Below are 22541 nucleotides of genomic sequence, written 5' to 3'. Positions count from 1 at the left end.
ATAAAATGATGAATGACTCAACAAATGAAAACGCTGTTATATTAGTTATTACGTTTTGCAATCAAATCACAAATAGATAGTAAATATTCATCTTGTAATTGCAAGGAACTAATCGCACCTTTTGCTTCTGCAATTGTTTCTTCTAAAATATCCTTTGCTCTATCTACAGTAAACAACGTTGTATATGTGCTCTTTTCATTAGAAAGATCGCTACCAATCGGTTTTCCAATCTCTTCTTCAGTTCCTTCGACATCTAAAATATCATCTCGAATTTGGAAAGCTAGACCGATATATTTGGCAAACGTAAGCAACTTTTCTTCTTGCTCTTCTGTCGCATCAGAAAGTATCGCACCCGCAAGTACAGCAAATTCAAGCAGTTTTCCGGTCTTATGTTTATGGATGTACTCCAATTCATCAATCGTAAGGCGTTTCCCTTCAGCTTCCATATCTGCCACTTGTCCGCCAACCATTCCTTCTGGTCCTGCTGCTTTTGCAAGTTCAAGTACAAGTCTTACTTTTTTTTCGGCAGAAATTTCTTTTTGCTCATATGCCATAATAACTTGAAAAGCATACGTCAATAAGCCATCTCCAGCTAAAACTGCCATCGCTTCACCAAATACTTTGTGATTTGTGGGCTTTCCTCTTCTTAAATCATCATCATCCATACAAGGTAAATCATCATGAACTAATGAATATGTATGAATCATTTCAAGAGCACAAGCTGCACCTACTCCAAGATTTCTTTCTTTCCCAAACGCTTGTAATGTTGCAAACAAAAGTAACGGGCGGAGACGTTTTCCACCCGCTTCCAAAGAATATGCCATCGCTTCACGAAGTACATTTGGACATTGTAATTCATTTGCATAGCTTACAAGTTTTTCTTCTACGAAAGTTTTACTTTCTTTCAAAAAAGTATCAAAAGCAATCGTCACTATGCTTCATCTCCTAAAGCAGTAAACGGTTCAAGCTCTCCATCTTCCCCAAGAATAACTGCCATTTGTTCTTGTACATTCTTCAGCTTCTCATCACAAAACTTAGATAATTCCATACCTTCTTTAAAATAAGAAATCGCTTCTTCTAAAGGTACGTCACCTTGTTCTAGCTTAGAAACAAGATGCTCAAGTTGCGAAATTGCCTCTTCAAAGCTTAATTTATTTTCCATTATTCAATTCACGCTCCTCTATGCCTGATACGCTACAATCTAGTATTCCATCTTGTAATTGAACTGAAACAGCATCTCCAAGGCTTACATCTTTCACACTTTTTAACACTTGCTTCTCTTCATCATATACAAGCCCGTACCCCCTCATCATTACTTTAAGCGGACTTAACGCTTCAAGTTTTTGAGCAGCTCTTACAAAGGCAAATTCTTTCGTTTGAAGTAACGTTTGCATTTCACGTTGTAATTGCTTTTGCAACGTTTCAACAGCTACCTTCGTTTGCATAATTTTTTGAGATGGGTGGTGCTTCTCTAAATAAAATGAAAGTTGCTTTAACTGATTCACCTTTTTATCAATATAGCGCTCTTTCGCTAAAACAAGCTGTTCTAGCGCTCTATCTAATTGCTCTTCCTTTTGCTCATATACTTGTCTTGGATAACGGAACGCATACGATTTTTGCAACACTTGTAGTTTTTCTTCTTTTTTATGTACTAACTCTCTCATTGCTCTTTGCAATCTCAGAGTTCTTTGTAATACCTTTTCTTGTAACTCTATAATGTTAGGTGCTGCCAGCTCAGCTGCTGCAGTCGGTGTTGGCGCGCGTAAATCTGCAACAAAATCTGCGATTGTAAAATCCGTTTCATGGCCTACTGCCGAAATAATAGGAATTTCACTCTTAAAGATTGCTCTTGCAACCATTTCCTCATTGAAAGCCCATAATTCCTCAATAGAACCTCCACCACGACCAACGATTAGTACATCTATCTCTCCCATTTCATTCGCTGTACGAATCGCTTGTACAATCGAGGGAGCCGCTGACTCCCCTTGTACAAGTACCGGAAATACAATAACATTCCCAATTGGATAACGACGTTTAATCGTTGTTATAATATCACGAATCGCTGCTCCTGTTGGCGACGTAATCACACCTATTGTTTTAGCGTAAGAAGGAATCGCTTTTTTATAAACTTGAGAAAAAAGTCCTTCTTCTTCTAAACGAACTTTTAACTGTTCGTACGCTAAATGTAAATTCCCGACTCCGTCAGGCTGCATGTCTTGAATATAAATTTGATAAGAACCACTCGCCTCGTAAACAGAGATTTTCCCTTTCACGAGTACCTTCATCCCATTTTCAGGTTTGAATTTAATATTACGATTATGGCCCGCAAACATAACCGCTGCGATTCTTGCATTTTCATCTTTCAATGTAAAATACATGTGGCCACGGCTATGATTTTTAAAGTTGGAAATTTCACCTTTTAACCAAACAGACTGCAAATGCGGATCATATTCTATTTTTGTTTTTATATAGCGTGTTAACGCTGTAACGGTTAAATATTGCTTCTCCATTTCTCTCTCCTCATAGCCGACTCAAATTATTTACAAACGACACCTGCACGTTTGGCAGATTCAACAGTATTATGAAGAAGCATTGTGATTGTCATTGGACCAACACCCTTTGGCACAGGTGTAATGTAACCCGCAACATCTAACACGTTGTCAAAGTCAACATCACCACAAAGTTTTCCTGTTTCTAAACGGTTAACACCAACGTCAATTACAACCGCTCCTTCTTTAATATAATCCGCTGTTATCATTTTAGGTCGTCCAACAGCTACGATTAAAATATCAGCTAACTTCGATAACTCTTTCATATTTTGCGTCTTAGAATGACAATATGTTACAGTGGCATTTTCATTTAAAAACAATTGTCCCACTGGTTTACCGACAATATTACTTCTTCCAATTACTACTACATGTTTTCCAGAAATATCAAGATTTGTTTCTTTTACTAATTCTACAATACCATGCGGTGTACATGGAAGGAATGTATCTTGTCCCGTCATCATACGTCCCACGCTGATTGGGTGAAATCCGTCTACATCCTTTTCTGGTGAAATTCTTTCAATGATAGCTTTTTCTTCAATATGTTTTGGTAAAGGTAATTGCACTAATATGCCATTAATACGGTCATCGCCATTTAAGCGATCGATTTCAGCAAGCAAACGTTCCTCAGTAATTGTTTCAGGAAGTTCAATTAGCTCTGAGTAAATCCCTACTTGTTCACAGCCTTTTTCTTTTCCTTTCACATAAGAACGAGATGCTGGATCTTCTCCAACTAAAATAACTGCTAATCCTGGTACAATACCTTGCTCTTTCAACTTCACAACTTCTTCTGTTAATTGTGCTCGTTTTTTCTCCGCAACTTCATTTCCTTTGATGATTACTGCTACCATTTTAAGATTCCCCCTTAAAGAATTTACAGTGTATCTTTTATATTAGATAAAACGCCGTTAATAAAACGACGAGATTCCTCATCCCCAAATGTTTTTGCAATTTCAATTGCTTCGTTAATTGTTACGTTGTGTGGAATTTCTTCCATGTACTTCATTTCATACACAGCTACACGTAAAATACTGCGATCAACAATACTAATACGCTCAAGCTTCCACTTTTTTAAGTTTTGACGAATCGCTTCATCGATTGCTTCTTTATTTTCTACAAAACCTACTACAAGTGACTCTAGAAACTCATTTGTTTCTTCGCCTTCATCCAGCGTGTTTTCCACTGCTACTTTCGGTTCTAATTCACCTGTAATATCCATTTGGTATAATGCTTGCATTGCTCTTTCTCTAGCCGTCCTACGTTTCATTGTAACTCTCCTTTATGCTTCAAGTCTTTCCTTATACTTTGTTATATTATTATAATTTATAAGCCGTCAATTCACTTACTCTTACAGTTTTCATTGATTTTCCAACCTTATAATACAATGATAATAACACAATTTATCGTTTCACACACGGGTTACAAGGCTGAAAAATAATAAAAAGATTAACTTCAAGTTCCATATCTTATCACAATGTACGTTTTTTGGAAAAACGACACATTTTCTTGTTTATTTCTTATTTTTTGAAATAGTATAATAATTAGAGGGTTGTAATTTGTGAAGAAATGAAACGATAAAAAAGATGCCTATGTTACTAGGCACCTTTTCATTCTTACACTGGTTCGATTTCTGTTTTTTGTGTTTCGAATGTTACGCCAACGATGTGAACATTCACTTCTTTTGGCTCAAGTCCTGTCATTGTAAAGAGTGCTTGGCGAATATTGTCTTGAATCTTTTGTGCAACAACTGGAATTGCTACACCAAAATACATTACAACATAAAGGTCAACGATAATATCTTCGTTTGCTAATTCAACCTTTACACCTTTACCATGATTTTTCTTACCTAACTTCTCAACAACATCTGTAGCAAAATTACCGCGCATTGCCGCTACACCTTCTACTTCAGCAGCTGCAATACCTGCAATTACTTCAATTACTTCTGGTGCAATTTCTACTTTACCAAGAGTTGTATCTTGACCCATATCTAACATATGTTCAGCCATGAAAAAAACCTCCTTTAATGTATCACTGCGTCACAAGTTCATGCTCTTCCAAAAATTTCGTATTAAACTCACCTTTTACAAAATCAGGATGATCTAGCAATTGCAAATGGAACGGGATTGTTGTATGTACGCCTTCAATGACAAATTCACTAAGTGCGCGCTTCATTTTTGCAATTGCCTCTTCACGTGTTTTTCCGTGAACAATTAATTTAGCAACCATCGAATCATAGAAAGGTGGGATTGAATATCCCGGATATACAGCTGAATCGACGCGAATACCAAATCCTCCTGGTGGTAAGTACATTTCTACTTTACCTGGAGATGGCATAAATTTTTTGGCAGGGTTTTCCGCATTAATTCGACATTCAATTGCCCAACCATTAAATTGTACTTCTTCTTGCTGTAACGATAACTTTTCTCCTGAAGCAACAAGAATTTGCTCTTTAATTAAGTCCATTCCCGTTACCATTTCAGTAACCGGATGCTCAACCTGAATTCTCGTATTCATCTCCATGAAATAAAAGGTTTTCGTTTTATATTCATAAATAAACTCAACCGTACCAGCACCTGTATAATCAACCGCTACCGCCGCTTTAACTGCCGCTTCACCCATCTGCTTGCGAATATCTTCATCAAGTGCAGGTGATGGACTTTCTTCTAGTAGTTTTTGCAAACGGCGCTGAATTGTACAATCACGCTCTCCTAAATGAATGGCATTTCCGTGTGTATCTGCCATTATTTGAATCTCAACATGGCGGAAATCTTCAACGTACTTTTCTAAGTATACACCAGGGTTCCCAAAAGCGGTACTAGCTTCTTGCTGTGTAATTTGAATTCCTTTTATAAGCTCTTCTTCATGGCGTGCAACACGAATACCTTTTCCACCGCCACCTGCAGTCGCTTTAATAATAACTGGATATCCAATTTGATTAGCAAGCTCGATCGCTTCTTCGGTATTTTTAATAATCCCTTGTGAACCTGGTACAATCGGAACCCCTGCTTCTTTCATTGTATCACGAGCAACGTCTTTTGTGCCCATCTTTGAAATAGCTTCTGGACTTGGACCGATAAAAATCAAGTTACATTCACGGCATAATTCTGCGAAATCTGCATTCTCTGCTAAAAATCCGTATCCCGGATGAATAGCATCGCAGCCTGTTAACTTCGCAACGCTAATAATGTTCGTCAAATTTAAATAGCTTTCTTTCGAAATCGTTGGTCCTACACAATACGCCTCGTCTGCAATCTGTACGTGAAGTGACTCTTTATCTGCTTCTGAATAAATTGCAACTGTTTCAATATCCATTTCTTTACAAGCACGAATAATTCGTACAGCAATTTCCCCACGATTGGCTATTAATACTTTTTTTATCATCACAAAGACTCCCTTATTACGCTTTTACAAGAAATAGCGGTTGTCCATACTCAACAAGCTGTCCGTTATTAACAAGAATTTCAACAATTTCGCCCTCTACATCAGCATCAATTTCGTTAAATAACTTCATAGCCTCGACAATACACACGATAGAATCTTTCGATACTCTATCCCCAACACTTACATATGGAGGTGTATCAGGCGAAGAAGAAGAATAGAATGTACCTACCATCGGTGATGTGATTTTATGTAGGTTTTCATTTTGAACAGCCTTCTTCTCTTCTTGTTTTGGCGCTTCTGCTTGTGCTGCTGCTACTTTCGTTTCAACTTCAACAGGCGCTACTGGTTGCATAGCTTGTTTTGCTGCAGGTGCTTGCACAGCAACAACTTCATTACCACGCTTTTTCATTTTGATTGTTGTACCGTCTTTTTTGTATTCAAATTCATCAATATTAGAGCTATCAATTAATTTAATTAATTCGCGAACTTCTTGAATTTTAAACATGTAAAATCCACTCCCATACTCTTGTTTGTCCCGTTTTTACAGATTCTCGTCACGAAAACTAGATTGACTGTAAAAATACGATGTATTCTATTAGAAAATATATTTCATTAACTAATAGAAATATTTACTATTTCCATCTTACGATAAATTTTTTAAACATTCCAATTTATATTTCTTTATAATAAATCGAAACTCCTGTAAAAATATTATTCCAATAAAAATTTAATACCTAGTAATAATACCAAGTTTCACACGAAATTGGCAAGACCACTTCTTAAAAAACATTCACTACTTTTTCAAAACGTTACACAGCAAACATGCCATTCCCTCTTCACCACACCTATAGTCAATAACATATTTTTACCAAATATTTTTTTTGTTTACACACCGTTCATCATTCCTTCATATAAGAATAGTATGTTCAAAGTGTAGAAAATATATTGTGTCGAGGTGTGGAAATATGATATGGCTCATTCTCTTTTTACCTGCTGTAATCGTTTGGGCATGCGTTCTTTGCATCCACGTCAAATCCGGAAAAAGTAATCATCAGTACCATGAACCATTAATCTTTTACTCACAACGTGTTTCTCCATTCCGAGCTGAACATAGTAAAAATAATTACAAAGACGCAATAGAAAAAAGCTATCGAAAATGATAGCTTTTTTCTATTCACACGTACTTACATACTCTTTTTACTATTTGCATACCCTTTGCTTAGTAAAAGATAATAATCCGTAGGGAAATCCCTACGGATTAAAGTTTCACTTATTTCGCTGGTGGATCAAATTTCACACCTACATCTTTTGATCCGCCTTCACTTCTTACAAGTTGAATAATTTTATTTGCTTCTTTCTGTGAATGTTTTGCCGCTTTAACCGTTACTCTAATATCAGTACCATCAGCTCTTACAAGAGCATCTGGATATCCTCCTTGAGATTTAATTACTGTCTCAAGTAATTCTTGCTTCGTTTCCATTGTCGTAATGGCATCAAAATTTTCTTTCGCTTTATTCTTTTCTGTTGCTGAAGCTTTTGTTGAACTCATCACTTCTTGTAATTTTGCTTTTTGTTCACTACGCTGATCTTCCATTTGCATACGTAAAGCTGTGAAATTCTCATCACTTGATTGAACTGATACATTGCCCTCTTTTTTACTTGTTTCTTTTTTTGCATTTTCTTTTTTGTCTGTTTCTTTATTTGTTGTTTCTTTGCTTGTATTTTCTTTTTTCGGAGTTTCTTTAGGTGCTTCGTTTGTTACTGCTTTATCAGTACCTTGTTTTTCTTGTCCAATCTTTTCACCTGTTGCTGGCGATGCTGTATTCATTTTGTCAGGAGTTGTCACGTAATACACAGATAGTACAACAACTAAACTTAACATCGTTAATAACCAAACTGTTTGTTTTTTTAACACTTTATTTCCTCCCTATCAATTTTTCGGTGAAACTGAAACGCGATGGGCCGGTACATCTAGCAGCCTTATCACAGCTTCTTTTACCATTGCTTTAACTTGTATATTATCCACTCCCTTTGCTACGACAAGAACACCACGTACTTTCGGCTTCTCTGTTCGTAAAACAACAGGAGTTTCTTTATCCCCTTCACGTATAATGACAGTCTTTTCATCAAGAGACTCGTCCTCTACTTCTCTCTTACCGCCTGTTTTATCTGTTTCACCTGTTGTTTGTGAGCGTTTCACTGTATTTTTTTCTAAAATTTTTTCTTCAGATGAATCTAAATTCACTTTAATCGTTACGTCTTTTACTCCTGCTATTTCTTCTAAAGCAGTTTTTAATTCTTGTTCATACGCTTTTTCATATTTTTCTACATTTGACATACTATCATTACTTTTTTGTCCGAAAGTTGGTACGTCTTTTTCTTGGTTTTGAGTTTTTTGTTCTTTAAATACAGGTACTTCTTCTTTTTTACTTGAAAAGAGACTACTAGAAAACATAAGCAAAATTCCAAGTATGAGTAGGACAAGTAAAAACTTAGGTGTTACCTTTTTACCCTTCTCGTTGCTTTCTTTTTGATCCCCATTCAATAAGTTTCGAAAAAATGAGAACTTCGAATTTTTATCTTTATTGTCCATTTACTCTACCTGTCCTCCCTTCCATTTGAACTTGGATTTGTTTACCCTCTAGTTGCCACCTGCTTGAAAAGAAATCTTTCATTTCTACATTCGTTTCTTCCACTTTTTTTGGAGGCTCTTTCGTGTTAATTTCAATTGGCTTTACTGTTTCGATTGCATCATTTTTACTACGTTCTTTTTCTTTCAACGTCACAACAACAGATTGAATATCTTTCGCTGACTTTACTTCTTCTATATTTTCTGCTGCGACTATTTGTATTTCAGAGACAGCCATACCATACTTTTTCTCAAACTCTTTTCCTACTTCTTTTTTCATTTTGGTAGCCATCTCTTCTAAACTATATGCACGTGTTAGAGCTTGTATTTCTTTTTTCTTCGAATCTATTGAATTTTTTACAGATCCTTCTGCTACGTACTTTTCTTCATTAAAATTTGCAATTACTTCATTTACATCTGTCTGCAATAGTTTAAAAAGGGGTGTTAAAATTAATACGACTAACAAAAGACTTACAACAAATTTAACGTATTTTTGCAAATTCGAATTTGGAAGAATAAGATGAAGCATTGTCGCTAAGAGCAAAAAAACGATAATATTTCTGATCCACTCTGTAACAAATTGCATACTCTTCACCTCCTACCGCATCATAAGTGTAATATTCCCCGCAGCAATAATAATTGTAATACTTAAAAAGAACATAAATGATACGATAGCTAAGCAAGCAAATACGTAAATGATGCTTCTTCCAATAATGTCTAAACATTGAATAATTGCTCCGCCGCCAACCGGTTGTAATACTGCTGCTGCGAATTTATAAATAAATGCAATACAGAAAATTTGAATCGCAGGAAAAGCAACAATTAAGCATAAAATGACGAGCCCAATAATTCCGACTGTGTTTTTCAATAATCCTGATGCGCTAATAACAGTATCTGCCGCTTCCGTAAACATCCTTCCAACTACTGGAATGAAGTTTCCTGTTACAAATTTAGCAGTTTTCACAGCTATGCCATCAGCAACGGCTGTCGCTGTTCCTTGTACAGATAATACCCCTAAAAAAATCGTTAAGAAGATACCGATAATCCCAACGCTAACGTTTTGCAGAAGCTTGGACAATTTTGTAACTTTATATTGATCACTCATTGTACTTACAATACTTAATATCGTTGCCAGTAATAAAAGCGGTAGAACGATATAATTCATAAGAAGCCCGCTTGTATTCATTAAGAAAATGATAATCGGATGAAAGAAAGATACAGATACAACCCCGCCACCAGTCGCTATAAGCGCCAATAAAATTGGCAATAGCGCTAATATGAAATCTACCATTGTTTGTATCGTTTCTCTTGCATATGTCATAACGACATAAAAACTATTTAAAGCAAAAATAATAAGTACCATATATACAACAGCATCAGCAATTTTACTTACACTACTTTTTGAAAAAGCGGATTGCAGTGATTGCAACAATGCACTAAAGATTGTGAGCATAATGAGTGTGCCAAGCAGTTTTCCATTAGCTGCAAGCTCATGAAATAAATATTTTAATAACCCTATCATCCACTCTTTTAGAGAGAATTCTTTTTCTCCCTTTACAAACTCCATAAAACTCCCTTTTTGACTCTCTGGCAAATAGCCACCATATTTTGTAACAAGCCCGTCCCAAAATTGCTTCACATCTTCAATTCCGAGCTTATCCAATTGTTGATCAACGACGTTTGTTTCTACAGGAGAAGCTTGTACAACAACCGGTAAAGAAAAGAAAAGGAAGCAAGCAAATAGCAGCTTAGCTCCAAACCTCCTCAACATTCACTCCCCCTTATCCCGTCGGTAAAAATCCGAGAATAGTTTCAATTACAACCGTCAAAATAGGAATTGCCATAACGAGAATTAAGATTTTCCCAGCAAGTTCAATTTTCGAAGCGATGGCACCTTGACCAGCATCTTTTGTAATTTGAGCTCCAAACTCGGCAATATAAGCAATTCCAATAATTTTTAGTAACGTTTCCACGTAGACGTTGCTAACTTTCGCTTCACTCGCTACTCTCTCAATCATTTGTAAAATAGAATGAATTTGATCGATTAAAATAAGAAACATCACGCTACCTACGAACACAATAAATAAAGATGTAATACTAGATTTATGCTGGTTCAAAACAGCAGCTAAAAACGTAGCAACGAGGCCTAATCCGACAATTTGTATAATTTCGATTCGAACCGCCTCCTTTACTGGAAGAGAAAGACACTTTTAATCTTGTCGAATAGCGTATTAATTAAAAATGCAACATGAAATAAAATGACGACAAAACCGACAAGGATAACCCAATTTGCAATATCCTCACGCTTCAATTCTTTTAGTACAGTATGAATGAAAGCTAAAACAATGCCGATTCCGGCGATTTGAAATATTAATCCAACATCAATGGACATCGCCTTTCTCCCCCCTATAGCAGTAAAATTACAATAAGTAGCCCTGCTAGTACCCCTAAGCTCTTAATCATTTTTTCGTATTGCAGTTGTAAAGCTTTCGCTTCCTCTTCTTCTCTCTCCAAATGTGTAATACATAAGCGAATATGTTTTTGTTGTGATTCACGATCATGTTGCCCGAGCGTTTCACCAAATTGCTGCAGTATTTCATACTCGGTTTGTTGAAAAGCCGTCAACTTCCAATTCTCTTTCAAACTATCTATCCAAGCTTCCCTTACTGTTTGTTCTCCACTTTCTAGTTTTTTAGCGAAACTTTGAAATATCCAATTTAATGGCTTTGGCATTTGTTTAACTAATCGCTCGGCAGCCTCAGATAAAGGTGTGTGTCCATACATAATTTCTGCCTCTAATGATTGAAGTGCTGATTTTAATAACCTAAGTTGCCTCGGTCTCTCACTGTATCTTTTAGCGTACGAAAACCCGAAAAAGGTGCTGACCGCAACGATTAACACTGCACCAAATATTTTCACCATACGCCCTCAGCCTTTCTATTTGATAACACTGATTTTCCATATTTATCTTTCACCTGCATAACCGTTCCTGGACCCCTCGCTTTTGACAACTCCACAAACCTATCAAATATACCAAGCTCTAGCACTGCCTTGAGCGATGGACGTCTCACAACATCCTCATAGGAAAATCCGTGTGCGCTTATAAAAAGCTGGACACCTGCATGCACTGCCTCCATAATTGCTTCACTATCTTCTTTACGGCCAATTTCATCTACGATCAAAATATCAGGACTCATAGAACGAATCATCATCATCATTCCTTCTGCCTTTGGACATGCGTCTAACACATCGACTCGGGTACCAAAATCATATTGCGGGATCCCTTTCACACAACCAGCAATTTCTGACCGTTCATCAACGATCCCCACTTTACAGGAAGGAATTTCCGAAGCACTTACCCCTTGACTCATGCAACGTGCTACATCTCTTAAGAGTGTCGTTTTACCCGTTTGGGGAGGGCCAATTACCATCGTGTTTAACCACCTTTTTTCATACAAATATGGCAAAAGCGGTTCAGCAATCCCTATTTTTTGACGAGCAATACGAATATTAAAGGAAGAGACATCACGAATCATTTTCACTGCGCTTTTTTCTGTAATGACTTTTCCTGCTAACCCGATTCTATGCCCTCCGCGAAGCGTCACATACCCACGTTTTAATTCCTCTTCCATCGTATAAATTGAGAATTGACTTAACTTATTCAATAAGTAAATAGCATCCTCTGCAGTAGTGATATAGTCATAAAAAAACACCTTTCCGTGTGCAATACACTCTAGCGGCCTTCCAATTCGAACACGAATTTCCTCTAAAGCATCGTATTGCTTACATTCTTCAATTAAGTACTTCATCGTTTTTGGTAAAACTTCTAATACCTCTTTCATCGGCTTCTCCCCACTATACTCGACTTACTATTTCAGTAATGCGATAAAAATACAGCAAATTCCAAGCGCTAGAAAAAAGAGCTTCAAGAAAGAAATTTCACTTGCTACACTCGCTATCCCAATTGTCATTGTTAAAATTAATACGGTAGGTCCAACAAACGCCAACATACCATTTATAAACAACGCTTTCTTCGCATCATTCACATAAAGCATAAGCAAAGCAGCAAATATCTCCGCACTACCTGAAAATAATCGAAGTGCCCCCATAACAAGCACGGATGTTTCCATTGCCGCTAGCCACTGTTTCATTCTTCCACCTTCTCCCGTAACAGTTACTAACTTCGTATTCTAAAAAAGAATATATTTGTACAACCATATGCAGAGGTTGTCTATTTCAGAAGTAAAAACATAATTTTTCTCTAAATTCCGAATTACAATCTGAATATTCATATTATTTAATGGTATATTATGGTATATTTAGTTTAAAAGAGGTTTAAACCATGCAGCACGTCACTTTATTACCACTAGATTTATGCTATACAAATGTGATTTTCGAGCTATCAAGTGATCCACATATAAAAAATGCATTGGGGATAACGGTAGAAAACATCGAAGACACGAAAACATTTCTTCTTTTCGCAATAGACGAAGAGCGTCAAAAGAAATCCTTATCGAGAATGATTGTGAATGAAGAAAATGAAATAATTGGCCTCACCACACTTAAACATATTAATAATGAGAAAAAGCAATCTCACATTGGTAGTTGGCTCGGCTATCCGTACTGGGGAAAAGGCTATAACGAGGCTGCTAAAAAAGAAATCTTTAAAATCGCCTTTTTAGACTTACAACTTTCCTACGTATTTGCTGGTGCTAAAACGAATAATATCCGCTCTTTAAAAGCACAAGAAAAACTACCTTATATTTCATTGCATGTGGAAAACAAGTTTCCAGACGAACACGCTGCACTAGAGAAAGAAGTAAAGTCACCTTGCTCTCTGCATGTCGTGTCACGTGAAAATTTTTTAAACTGGTTGAAATTACAGAATGAGGGGGAAAAATATGAAGGCATTGAAAGTTAGTTTAACCGTTGTAGTAGAATTAGCTCTTATTTATCTTTTTTCATTATTGGTCGGTTGGTCATTTATAGAGACCTTTTTCCTTGGTAGTTTAGCAATATTTGCAATTATGTGGTTAATTATTATGAGTAACCATAGAAATAACATTACAGATCACGCAATAAGTAAAACATTAACTGGCGTTGAGACTGGCGAAATAAAACCATTTCAAATTGTTTTGACTCCATCTATTATGGGTACTCTTTCACTTGTTTTAGTCAGTTTTATAATAACAGCTATTTACTATCTACCCTATTTCCTATAAAAAAAGCACTCGTGAATTATCACGAGTGCTTTTCTACTATGCACGAGAAACGTATTTACCTTCACCAGTGTTGATGATAAGCATTTCGCCTTCGTTAATGAAGATTGGTACTTGTACAACAAGACCAGTTTCTAATGTAGCTGGTTTTGTTACGTTAGAAGCAGTATCACCTTTAATACCAGGCTCTGTTTCTGTAACTTGTAATTCAACTGTGTTTGGAAGTTCAACACCAAGTACTTCGCCTTGGTAAGTCATGATTGCTACTTCCATGTTTTCTTTTAGGAATTTAAGCTCGCGCTCGATTTGTTTTTCACCAAGTTCGATTTGCTCATAAGTTCCGTTATCCATAAATACGTGAGCCTCACCGCTTGCGTATAAGTATTGCATACGACGGTTTTCGATGTGTGCTTTTTCTACTTTCTCACCTGCACGGAATGTTTTCTCTTGAACAGAACCTGTGCGAAGATTACGTAGTTTAGAACGAACGAATGCAGCACCTTTACCTGGCTTTACGTGTTGGAAATCAAGTACTTGCCAAAGGGCATTGTCCACTGAAATTGTTAAACCTGTACGAAAATCGTTTACTGAAATCATGTAAAAAAATCCTCCTGTGTATTACAAAATAATAAGTTCTTTTGGTGATTTCGTAATTACTTCATTACCTTCACTTGTCACAATGATATCATCTTCAATACGTACGCCGCCAATACCTGGAATATAAATACCTGGTTCTACTGTTACAGCCATACCTGGTTCAAGTACTGTATGAGAACGGAACGCTAAACCTGGTGCTTCATGGATTTCAAGACCTATTCCATGACCAGTAGAGTGTCCAAAGTATTCACCATATCCTTTTTCCGTTATGTAGTCACGCGTTAGCGCATCAGCCTCGCGACCTGTTAAACCAGCTTTAATACCGTTCACACCACGTAGTTGTGCTTCTAAAACGATATTATAAATTTCTTTTAATTTATCAGATGGTTCACCGACTGCAATCGTACGAGTAATATCAGAGCAATATCCTTTGTAATAAGCGCCGAAGTCTAATGTAACGAAATCTCCTGTTTCTATCACTTTTTCAGATGCCACGCCGTGCGGTAATGCCGAACGAAGACCTGAAGCAACGATAATATCAAACGAAGAAGATGTTGCTCCTTGTTTTCTCATGAAAAATTCAAGTTCATTTGACACTTCAATTTCAGATACTCCCGGGCGAATGAATGATAGAATATGCTCAAAGGCAGCATCTGCAATCTGTGCAGCTTCCTTTAATATCTTAATCTCTGAATCAGTCTTTATCAAGCGTAACTTTTCTACAAGTCCAGAAGTCGGGATAAATTCAGCATCAATCGCTTCCTTATGCACTGAATAAGAACTATATGTAAGAGTATCTTGCTCAAAACCAAGCTTTTGAATTCCAAGCTCTTTCACTTGCTTTGCCACTTCATCAATGATCAATCCTGCGTGCTGTACAACCTCATATCCAACCGCTTGTTTACTTGCCTGCTCGACGTAACGGAAATCTGTAATAAATTGAGCACGATCTTTTGAAATAAGAACAACGCCTGCTGTTCCTGTGAAGTTAGCCATATATCTACGACTATGTTCATTTGTTAACAAAATACCGTCAATATCAGCCTCATCAAATGCACTTCGTAATCTTTCAATTTTCTCCATTACTTTATGCCTCCCTCAATTTCTCCATTAATGCAAATAACGCTAACTTATAGCCATAAAAACCAAATCCTACAATTTGACCTGCACAAACAGCTGCCGTCACAGATTCATGACGGAACGATTCACGCTGATGAATGTTAGAAATATGTACTTCAATAACAGGAATCGAAATGCTCGCAATGGCATCACGAATCGCATAGCTATAATGCGTAAATGCTCCCGGATTTAAAATGATCCCTTCATATATATCTTCCGCTTCATGAATAATGTCGATAATGGCACCTTCATGATTCGATTGGAAACATTCTAACTCCACTCCCATTGTTTCTGCTTCTTGCTTCATATCTGCTTCAAGTGTCGTTAGCGTGCCCTTTCCATATACATTTACCTCACGAACACCGAGGCGATTTAGGTTAGGACCGTTTACGAGGAGTAACTTTTTCATATTCTTAAAACTCCTTAATATTAAATATCTATACAATATTTTAACATAGGAGTTACTTATTTGAATAGTTCGTCTTCTCTTACCCTTCTTGTTCTGCTTTATTGCTATTTACTGCGTAAGAAACAGAATATGCTATAAACACACCATACAATATAAAAATACATATTGTCGTCACAATTGTCTCTTTTGGTAAATGGAGCGCACTTTTAATAACAGGAGCCATTAAACCCATCCCCAAAAACAGTAGTGCCCACCAAAATAGCCCATAAATAATTCCCGCTATAATCCCTTCAAACTTTGCAAAAAATGCTTTATACAAAAAGGCAATCAAAATTGAAAGAAGTCCCATACACACTATTCCGAACACATTGCCCCATACACCCTCTTTCCAACTTCCAAACGCAAATGGTAAAAGGAAATAATTCGGGCCCGCCTCCGTGAATGAAAATATATGAAGGAAATACCATACCCCGCCCCAAAAGATTCCACCAAACAAACCAATCTGCACAAAATTCCTTGTTCCTAATTGTTCTTGACTCACATCGACACCTCCGCTCAATAGTATGCCCGAAACTATTTTGAAGCATGTTTAAATCCTGCGAAATTTGTCTATAAAAAGAATAAGAAATGTCCGACTCTCATAACATTTTCCCTTGTCATCTACTTGTATTTGCCGATAAAATAAAGGAAACTCGGTGATTGTCTTATTTCAAAACGACAGAACCCAGTATGACAATTGCCTCTTTTTCTACATAAGAGAGAAACAAATACAGGTTGGTGTTAACATGGCAGAAGAGTCAAAACAAATATATGGCGGGCAAGCGGTCATAGAAGGAGTTATGTTTGGCGGTAGAGAATATACTGTTACAGCGGTTCGTCGTAAAGATAAATCGATTGAATTTTATCGATTACCACGCGTTCGTAATAAAGTACTATCTACCCTAAAAAAAATTCCATTTTTACGAGGGATTGCCGCTATTGTGGATGCAAGTGCGAATGGAGCAAAGCATTTAAACTTCGCTTCAGAACGATTTGACGTCCACCCAGAAGATGATGAACAAATTGCAAATAAAAAAGAAGAACAATCAAAATTAACGATGGTATTAGGAGTTGCAGCTGTTGGCGTTTTATCTTTTATATTCGGTAAAGTCATTTTCACAGCAGTTCCTGCACTATTAGCTGAATTAACAAGACCGATTTTCCCGTCTCATACTGGGCAAATCATTGTCGAAAGTGTCATTAAGCTCATGCTATTATTGAGCTATATATACTTTATTTCTTTAACCCCACTTATTAAGCGGGTATTTCAGTATCACGGTGCAGAGCATAAGGTAATCAATGCTTACGAGAATAACCTTCCTCTGACTGTAGAAAACGTTCAAAAGCAAACTCGTCTCCATTATAGATGTGGCAGTAGCTTTATTATATTTACAGTCATTATTGGAATGTTCGTTTATTTCCTAGTCCCTACAGATCCTCTTTGGGCACGAGTTATAAACCGAATTTTATTAATTCCAGTTGTACTTGGTATTTCTTTTGAAGTATTACAATTTACAAATCGATTACGAGATATTCCCGTATTACGCGTACTTGGATATCCTGGATTATGGCTACAACTATTAACAACGAAAGAACCAACAGATGATCAAGTGGAAGTAGCAATTGCATCGTTTGAAGAATTATTACGTTTAGAGAACAAACAATAATTATTTAAAAATGGTGTTCAACTCCTTTCCTCATCGTTAATATACTAATTTTAATATACGTTTTTAGGAGGTGTCCCTTATGAACGGTCGTTCGTTTACTTTCGCTATATTTGTGCTTATTATCGGATTGGCAATATTCGGCCTTGTTTCATCTGTTATTACAAATCCCATGGGTGTATTAAGAAATATCGGGTACATGTTACTTGTTGTTGGTATCTTTTACTTGCTATACAAGATGTTTACAAATTCCAGTGGTTCTGCAAATTCACAAAGCTCATATAAGCGTGCGGCAAAACAATCGAACCGCAAACATGGGAAACAAAATGTAGCACCCCTAGGCAATTCTTTCTTTAAGTCAAATACTTCTAATGACAAAAGTAAAAAAGGGAATTCTTCCACTTTGAAACGAAAAAGAAAACAGTCTCATTTAACTGTCATTGAAGGCAAAAAAAGCAAAAAGAAAGACCGTGCTTCCTTTTAGGAAATACGGTCTTTTTTTATACTTTGAAGCACTTCTTTTAAACTTTTCTCTCTCATACTTTCAATTCGAAGATGATGATTTTCAAATGGTAAATTCCGTGTCACATCATTAGGTACCACAACGCACGTTAATCCCGCTGCAACTGCTGCTCTCAATCCATTTAATGAATCTTCAAATACAACAGCTTCAGACGGCTTAATTCCTAATTCTTCTATTGCAACTCGATAAAGAGCTGGATCTGGTTTTACCTTCTCAACATCTTCTCTCGTTTTAATCACTTCAAAATATTCTCTAATTTGTAGCTCTTCTAAAAAATGAATAACCCATTCTCTAGAAGAACTAGAAGCCAGTGCGATTTTTAATCCCATTTCTTTCGCTTCTTCTAAATATTCTTTTACCCCGTCACGAGCTTCTGGTATTCTCATTTTTTCTTTATGTAAAGTTGCCACTTTTTCTTTTAATGCACTTTTGTTAAACTTCTCTTTTAATTGATCATTTAAATATGTATAAAGTACCTCATCTGTTGTTCCAATGCATTTCGCAAATTCCTCTAAAGGTAGTTCCCCGCCGTATTCACGAACAGCATCTCTGAAAGAGTGAAACCATATCGTTTCTGTGTCCACAATTAATCCATCAAAATCAAAAATAATTGCTTTCATAATTCTCCCATCCTTTTCGAATTGAAATAAAAAAGGAAACGCCATACGTTCCCCTTAATTACTTTTCTCTTCATTTGCTCTTTGAACACCACGAAGTGTTTCCACTCGGACTGCATCTTGTTCAAAGTATTCCACTAAATCACCAATGCGATCAATTGCTTCCCAACTTAAATGATGTTCAATTCCTTCTACATCATTGTAAATTTTACTTTCATCCACACCGATAATACGCATAAATTGCTCTAGCAAGTCATGACGATATACGAGACGTTCTCCGATTTTTTTACCTTTTGTTGTTAATACAAGCCCTCTATATTTTTCATAAATTAGATATTCATCTTTGTCTAATTTTTGCACCATTTTTGTTACAGAGGATGGATGTACACTAAGCGCTTCAGCAATATCAGATACGCGGGCGTAACCCTTTTCATCAATCAACAAATAAATTTGTTCAATATAATCTTCCATACTAGGGGTAGGCATCGGTTTCCTCCATCCAAGTTCATTTTGCTTATTCCGTACGAAGCAATCAATAAAATGATACACCAGAAAGAATAACGTGACAAGTTGAAAACGAGCCTAAATATATAAAACAAAAAAGAATCTGTATTTGCATACAGACTCCCCTTAAGTAAAATATTGTATTTCTGCATTAAGAAAAAACTCATTTCTATAACCTCTTATCGTTTCTTTTAATACTGCTGCATCATCTTTTTTATATACATATTTTCCGATGGTTTCGGAAAACAATGCTGAATCAATTCAAACGTTAAATTTGGTATCGTCATATCTTTGTCGTTCAAATAGTTTACGGTATCCTTCTTCCCATTCTTCATGCATTTAAATTGGCGCAACTATAAAACCAAGTGGATATTCAAGTGCCTTTCGTTCAAAGTAAACGAGCTTTGGCATAAACGGTCTCATATAATTTTCGCCCTCTCGTTAGTATGGGGGACATTAAAGTTTTCCACCCCAGTAACTTGCATTGCAAGTTACTGAATGTTATAATTTGGATACCAGCTACCTTGCAACGCAAGTTACCTGAATAAAAGGTGGTGAAATCATGCACAGCCAAATGTTAAAAGGCGTGCTCGAAGGGTGCATCCTATACATCATTTCACAAGAAGAAGTGTACGGATATGAACTGAGTACAAAATTAAATAAACACGGATTTACATTTGTAAGCGAAGGAAGCATATATCCATTATTGTTACGTATGCAAAAAGAAAAATTGATTGAAGGAACATTAAAAGCTTCCTCACTCGGTCCAAAGCGAAAATATTATCACGTAACCGATAAAGGATTAGAACAGCTTGAAGAATTTAAACAAAGCTGGGGGATGGTTTCAACGACCGTAAACAATTTATTACAAGGAGAGTGATGGGGATGAAGGCGAAAGATTTAATCGAATTAAATAACCAAAAGCGTAAATTATTAACTACAGAAAATGAAATCGCCTATAGTGACATGTTAATATACATCCGCTTAGCTAAAGTGCCAGAATACCACGCAGAAGAACTGCTAATTGAAATTCTAGATCACCTTATTGAAGCCCAGCAAGAAGAAAAAAATGCTTATGATATTTTTGGAGACGACTTACAGGCGTACTGTGACGAGTTAATTGCCGCCCTACCGAAGCAAAGTTTATGGGAACAATTATCAATTCCTTTATTTATAACTTGTTACCTGCTAGCAATATACTTTGCTATTTCGTCCGTAATTGCATTTGTATTACCCTTATTTGCAGATAAAGCACGTTTTAAATTTGTACACATTGATTTCATTTATCTGCTTGTATTTACATTATCCGTACATCTTATGATACGTTTTGTCTTCGATTTTATTAACACTGATTTATTTAAAAATAAAACAACTATTTGGAGGCATATAGGAAGCTTTTTAATACGTCATAGCCTATGGATGCTATTAATCGGTATTTCCTTTTTATTTATAAAAAATCCCTATACTACATTACAAGTTTCACCTTGGACCGGTACTTTGCTTGCCATCTCTTGCTATGTACTATATAAACTTTTCTTCAAAAAAGAATGCTTGGACTTTAAAAAGGAGTGACGAGGTCATGACTGAAAAAGAAATGGTTCAGTTAAACAATAAAAAAAGAAAGTTATTAACACCTGAAAACGAAGCTGCTTATGGTGATATGCTTATTTATTTACGCCTTACTAGCGTTCCACAAAAACAAATGGAAGAATTACTTTTAGAAATATTGGATCATCTTTTAGAAGCGCAAGAAGACGGTAAAACTGCGCATGATATTTTCGGAGAGGATTTAAAAGCTTACTGCGATGAATTAATTAACTCTTCGGAACATCAAAATTCTTTCCAACAAGCTGCCGTTATTGGGTTTGCAGTTAGTTTATTATTAGCTGTTCAAATTGGATACGATACATTCACTACTCTTATGCAAAAACTATTTTCAAATACAAACACTTCAGGAATTCCATTTAGTATTCCCGGAACAATATTATCTGCTATTGTTTTAACAATTGGTGCTTTCATAACTTTTTCTTTATTTAGACGTTTCTCTTTTACAATATTAGTTTCCTGGAAACAAAAAGCACTTCTCTTATTATCGGTATTTATACCTTTTGTCTTATCAGTTTTTGCAAACGTATTTTTCAAAACAAAACCATACTTATTTTATAATTTGTCTATTTTGCAAGGTGCTCTTATTACACTTTCTTTTTATATTTTGTACAAATTTTTATATAAAACATCTAAATTTTAACAGCCCTTCAAAAGGCTGTTTTTTCTTCTGTCTAATTTTACAAATTGAAAAATTTCATAAAGAAAATAAGAAAAATGCAAAATAATTAAAGTTAATTGTTGACGTGATGCTTTTATTATCGGTATCATAAATCTTCGTGAGCAATTATTTTTCGTTATACGATTTTTTTATTATTACTGAATTTTTGAGAGGAGAAATTAGATGTCAGTTAAGAAGAAAACGCAAGTACGCACCGGCAAAATGGTACGTGAACTAATGTTAGCAGACGAAGATGTAAATGCTTCGCTAATTATGGTATATAGTGAAAACGGTGTAAACGCAGAAATTAAAATCGAGGGCTTAACGCCGAAATGTAACGAAGAATTATTTTTGAGCGGAAACGTGGATTGGAACAAGAGTGTTATTTATAAAATTGTTGATTTCACTGGAAACGCTGAAGTTGGTAAAGTTACATTAACAGCGATGAACAAAAACAATGTTTCTCTAGAAATTGAACGCGTTATGTGGAGTAAAGAAAATAAAGAAGCTGCCGAGCAAGAAGAAACACAGGTAGAAGCAGCACCGAAAAAAGAAGTAGTTGTAGAAGCTCCAAAAGCAATTACGCCTGCTCCTAAGCCTGTTACGCGTGTGGAAACACCTGCTATGGCACCTAAGCCTACTCCGGTACCGACACCGAAGCCAGTAAGCGTAGAAGCAGCTGTAGAACTAGTTACTCCAGCGCCTGTGAAAAAAGCAGTCCCTACTCCAGTTACAAAGCAAGAGACAGCACCGGTTGCTCCTGCAAAACCGAAGCAGCCTGCTTTGACTGAAACAAATTCAAAACTACAAGAAAATTATGTTAAACTCGTGAAAAAGACAATTGAAGTTTGTCAAGATTACGAGCTTGGCATCGACATAGATGATTCTATTGAAAGCTTAAAAGAAGAACTACAAAGCCAAGGTATTAGCGTTACATTTGACAAAGAAATTATGGACGTTGTAAGTCGCCTTCGTTCTTTACAAGATAAAGGAATCAAAGTAGAAAAAGTACTTAATTTACTATAAAA

Annotated in this window: 32 protein-coding genes and 1 pseudogene; 9 read left to right on the top strand and 24 right to left on the bottom strand. The window is 36.1% G+C overall.

From position 1 onward, the window contains the following. Positions 1 to 41: 41 nt before the first annotated feature. The 8 genes from ispA to accB all read right to left on the bottom strand — a co-directional run bounded on the left by ispA (position 42) and on the right by accB (position 6432). The gene (gene ispA / locus ES895_RS03045; protein WP_000150374.1) at positions 42 to 932 is read right to left on the bottom strand and encodes a (2E,6E)-farnesyl diphosphate synthase; all 891 of its coding nucleotides are present in this window, start codon (positions 930 to 932) and stop codon (positions 42 to 44) included. Then, a complete protein-coding gene (xseB, locus tag ES895_RS03040; protein WP_000428421.1) occupies positions 932 to 1162 on the bottom strand; it encodes an exodeoxyribonuclease VII small subunit in 231 nt (76 codons plus the stop codon). Before xseB ends, ispA begins: the two co-directional genes overlap by 1 nt. Beyond that, a complete protein-coding gene (gene xseA, locus ES895_RS03035) occupies positions 1152 to 2510 on the bottom strand; it encodes an exodeoxyribonuclease VII large subunit (protein WP_000415254.1) in 1359 nt (452 codons plus the stop codon). Before xseA ends, xseB begins: the two co-directional genes overlap by 11 nt. 26 nt (positions 2511 to 2536) lie before the next feature. Then, positions 2537 to 3397, bottom strand: coding sequence for a bifunctional methylenetetrahydrofolate dehydrogenase/methenyltetrahydrofolate cyclohydrolase FolD (gene folD, locus ES895_RS03030; protein WP_000226732.1), 861 nt, complete (start codon positions 3395 to 3397; stop codon positions 2537 to 2539). Positions 3398 to 3420: 23 nt separating this feature from the next. Further along, complete coding sequence (nusB, locus tag ES895_RS03025; protein ID WP_000830247.1) at positions 3421 to 3813, bottom strand: N utilization substance protein NusB; 393 nt, start codon at positions 3811 to 3813, stop codon at positions 3421 to 3423. A 346-nt stretch (positions 3814 to 4159) separates the two neighbouring features. After that, complete coding sequence (locus ES895_RS03020; protein WP_000807630.1) at positions 4160 to 4552, bottom strand: Asp23/Gls24 family envelope stress response protein; 393 nt, start codon at positions 4550 to 4552, stop codon at positions 4160 to 4162. Positions 4553 to 4574: 22 nt separating this feature from the next. Further along, complete coding sequence (accC, locus tag ES895_RS03015) at positions 4575 to 5927, bottom strand: acetyl-CoA carboxylase biotin carboxylase subunit (protein ID WP_000592870.1); 1353 nt, start codon at positions 5925 to 5927, stop codon at positions 4575 to 4577. A gap of 16 nt (positions 5928 to 5943) precedes the next feature. After that, on the bottom strand, positions 5944 to 6432 hold the full coding sequence (gene accB, locus ES895_RS03010; RefSeq protein ID WP_000472859.1) for an acetyl-CoA carboxylase biotin carboxyl carrier protein: 489 nt from the start codon (positions 6430 to 6432) through the stop codon (positions 5944 to 5946). A gap of 460 nt (positions 6433 to 6892) precedes the next feature. Between accB and ES895_RS03005 the strand changes: the two genes are divergently transcribed. Continuing rightward, entirely contained in the window at positions 6893 to 7087 is a 195-nt protein-coding gene (locus tag ES895_RS03005; RefSeq protein WP_002101315.1) for a hypothetical protein, read from the top strand. A 110-nt stretch (positions 7088 to 7197) separates the two neighbouring features. Here ES895_RS03005 and ES895_RS03000 read toward each other — a convergent pair whose 3' ends face one another. The 9 genes from ES895_RS03000 to ES895_RS02960 are packed head-to-tail and all read right to left on the bottom strand — an operon-like array spanning position 7198 to position 12707. Then, positions 7198 to 7842: a SpoIIIAH-like family protein gene (locus ES895_RS03000; protein ID WP_000914710.1), complete on the bottom strand. Its 645-nt coding sequence runs from the start codon at positions 7840 to 7842 to the stop codon at positions 7198 to 7200. 15 nt (positions 7843 to 7857) lie between these two features. Further along, a complete protein-coding gene (gene spoIIIAG, locus ES895_RS02995) occupies positions 7858 to 8520 on the bottom strand; it encodes a stage III sporulation protein AG (RefSeq protein WP_000368890.1) in 663 nt (220 codons plus the stop codon). Further along, complete coding sequence (spoIIIAF, locus tag ES895_RS02990) at positions 8510 to 9142, bottom strand: stage III sporulation protein AF (protein ID WP_001161033.1); 633 nt, start codon at positions 9140 to 9142, stop codon at positions 8510 to 8512. Before spoIIIAF ends, spoIIIAG begins: the two co-directional genes overlap by 11 nt. Before the next feature lie 12 nt (positions 9143 to 9154). Further along, positions 9155 to 10327 (bottom strand): stage III sporulation protein AE, encoded by a 1173-nt coding sequence (gene spoIIIAE / locus ES895_RS02985; RefSeq protein WP_000946110.1) that lies wholly within the window; start codon positions 10325 to 10327, stop codon positions 9155 to 9157. A gap of 10 nt (positions 10328 to 10337) precedes the next feature. Further along, positions 10338 to 10721: a stage III sporulation protein AD gene (gene spoIIIAD / locus ES895_RS02980; RefSeq protein ID WP_077393170.1), complete on the bottom strand. Its 384-nt coding sequence runs from the start codon at positions 10719 to 10721 to the stop codon at positions 10338 to 10340. A gap of 23 nt (positions 10722 to 10744) precedes the next feature. Then, complete coding sequence (gene spoIIIAC / locus ES895_RS02975; RefSeq protein ID WP_000020914.1) at positions 10745 to 10948, bottom strand: stage III sporulation protein AC; 204 nt, start codon at positions 10946 to 10948, stop codon at positions 10745 to 10747. A gap of 14 nt (positions 10949 to 10962) precedes the next feature. Then, the gene (gene spoIIIAB / locus ES895_RS02970; protein ID WP_000238702.1) at positions 10963 to 11478 is read right to left on the bottom strand and encodes a stage III sporulation protein SpoIIIAB; all 516 of its coding nucleotides are present in this window, start codon (positions 11476 to 11478) and stop codon (positions 10963 to 10965) included. Next, positions 11472 to 12398 (bottom strand): stage III sporulation protein AA, encoded by a 927-nt coding sequence (spoIIIAA, locus tag ES895_RS02965; protein ID WP_135238157.1) that lies wholly within the window; start codon positions 12396 to 12398, stop codon positions 11472 to 11474. Before spoIIIAA ends, spoIIIAB begins: the two co-directional genes overlap by 7 nt. A 27-nt stretch (positions 12399 to 12425) precedes the next feature. After that, positions 12426 to 12707: a YqhV family protein gene (locus ES895_RS02960; protein WP_000816050.1), complete on the bottom strand. Its 282-nt coding sequence runs from the start codon at positions 12705 to 12707 to the stop codon at positions 12426 to 12428. 191 nt (positions 12708 to 12898) lie between these two features. Here ES895_RS02960 and ES895_RS02955 point away from each other — a divergent pair, with 191 nt between their 5' ends. Both ES895_RS02955 and ES895_RS02950 read left to right on the top strand, forming a co-directional pair. Further along, entirely contained in the window at positions 12899 to 13477 is a 579-nt protein-coding gene (locus ES895_RS02955) for a GNAT family N-acetyltransferase (RefSeq protein ID WP_001164984.1), read from the top strand. Further along, positions 13458 to 13778, top strand: a complete 321-nt coding sequence (locus tag ES895_RS02950; RefSeq protein WP_000645695.1) for a hypothetical protein — start codon at positions 13458 to 13460, stop codon at positions 13776 to 13778. The genes ES895_RS02955 and ES895_RS02950 overlap by 20 nt, the downstream gene beginning before the upstream one ends. 36 nt (positions 13779 to 13814) lie before the next feature. On the opposite strand, the gene efp is transcribed toward ES895_RS02950, so the two are convergent. From efp to ES895_RS02930, 4 genes are all read right to left on the bottom strand, one after another. Further along, positions 13815 to 14372, bottom strand: a complete 558-nt coding sequence (gene efp / locus ES895_RS02945; RefSeq protein ID WP_000626516.1) for an elongation factor P — start codon at positions 14370 to 14372, stop codon at positions 13815 to 13817. Between the two features lie 21 nt (positions 14373 to 14393). Then, positions 14394 to 15455 (bottom strand): Xaa-Pro dipeptidase, encoded by a 1062-nt coding sequence (gene pepQ / locus ES895_RS02940; protein ID WP_135238156.1) that lies wholly within the window; start codon positions 15453 to 15455, stop codon positions 14394 to 14396. A 4-nt stretch (positions 15456 to 15459) separates the two neighbouring features. Further along, positions 15460 to 15900, bottom strand: a complete 441-nt coding sequence (gene aroQ, locus ES895_RS02935) for a type II 3-dehydroquinate dehydratase (protein WP_000735147.1) — start codon at positions 15898 to 15900, stop codon at positions 15460 to 15462. A 79-nt stretch (positions 15901 to 15979) separates the two neighbouring features. After that, positions 15980 to 16441 carry a YqhR family membrane protein gene (locus tag ES895_RS02930; protein ID WP_000076893.1) on the bottom strand — a complete coding sequence of 154 codons (462 nt, stop codon included), beginning with the start codon at positions 16439 to 16441 and terminating at the stop codon, positions 15980 to 15982. Positions 16442 to 16685: 244 nt separating this feature from the next. Between ES895_RS02930 and ES895_RS02925 the strand changes: the two genes are divergently transcribed. Beyond that, positions 16686 to 17606: a DUF1385 domain-containing protein gene (locus ES895_RS02925; protein ID WP_000807121.1), complete on the top strand. Its 921-nt coding sequence runs from the start codon at positions 16686 to 16688 to the stop codon at positions 17604 to 17606. A gap of 79 nt (positions 17607 to 17685) precedes the next feature. Beyond that, a complete protein-coding gene (locus tag ES895_RS02920; RefSeq protein WP_001014463.1) occupies positions 17686 to 18087 on the top strand; it encodes an SA1362 family protein in 402 nt (133 codons plus the stop codon). Here the strand turns inward: ES895_RS02920 and ES895_RS02915 are convergent. From ES895_RS02915 to ES895_RS29660, 3 genes and pseudogenes are all read right to left on the bottom strand, one after another. Further along, positions 18084 to 18746, bottom strand: a complete 663-nt coding sequence (locus ES895_RS02915) for an HAD family hydrolase (protein WP_025966333.1) — start codon at positions 18744 to 18746, stop codon at positions 18084 to 18086. The two genes, ES895_RS02920 and ES895_RS02915, sit on opposite strands and share 4 nt — an antisense overlap. A gap of 54 nt (positions 18747 to 18800) precedes the next feature. Next, a complete protein-coding gene (mntR, locus tag ES895_RS02910; protein ID WP_001143083.1) occupies positions 18801 to 19229 on the bottom strand; it encodes a transcriptional regulator MntR in 429 nt (142 codons plus the stop codon). Positions 19230 to 19373: 144 nt separating this feature from the next. Then, positions 19374 to 19619, bottom strand: a pseudogene (locus tag ES895_RS29660) (spore photoproduct lyase family protein); the annotation flags it as partial. A 190-nt stretch (positions 19620 to 19809) separates the two neighbouring features. On the opposite strand from ES895_RS29660, the gene ES895_RS02900 reads away from it, so the two are divergent. From ES895_RS02900 to ES895_RS02885, 4 genes are all read left to right on the top strand, one after another. After that, positions 19810 to 20127 carry a PadR family transcriptional regulator gene (locus ES895_RS02900; RefSeq protein ID WP_000556083.1) on the top strand — a complete coding sequence of 106 codons (318 nt, stop codon included), beginning with the start codon at positions 19810 to 19812 and terminating at the stop codon, positions 20125 to 20127. 5 nt (positions 20128 to 20132) lie between these two features. Then, complete coding sequence (locus ES895_RS02895; RefSeq protein ID WP_002103595.1) at positions 20133 to 20819, top strand: DUF1129 family protein; 687 nt, start codon at positions 20133 to 20135, stop codon at positions 20817 to 20819. Between the two features lie 7 nt (positions 20820 to 20826). After that, positions 20827 to 21495: a DUF1048 domain-containing protein gene (locus ES895_RS02890; protein WP_000136527.1), complete on the top strand. Its 669-nt coding sequence runs from the start codon at positions 20827 to 20829 to the stop codon at positions 21493 to 21495. A 201-nt stretch (positions 21496 to 21696) separates the two neighbouring features. Further along, positions 21697 to 22539 (top strand): hypothetical protein, encoded by an 843-nt coding sequence (locus ES895_RS02885; protein ID WP_000111900.1) that lies wholly within the window; start codon positions 21697 to 21699, stop codon positions 22537 to 22539. Positions 22540 to 22541 lie beyond the last annotated feature (2 nt).

Origin of the sequence: Bacillus sp. 007/AIA-02/001, from assembly GCF_004634455.1 — a bacterium.
GTDB lineage: Bacteria > Bacillota > Bacilli > Bacillales > Bacillaceae_G > Bacillus_A > Bacillus_A cereus.
Note: the sequence above shows the minus strand (reverse complement) of the source record. Positions and strands in the feature narration are given on the sequence as shown.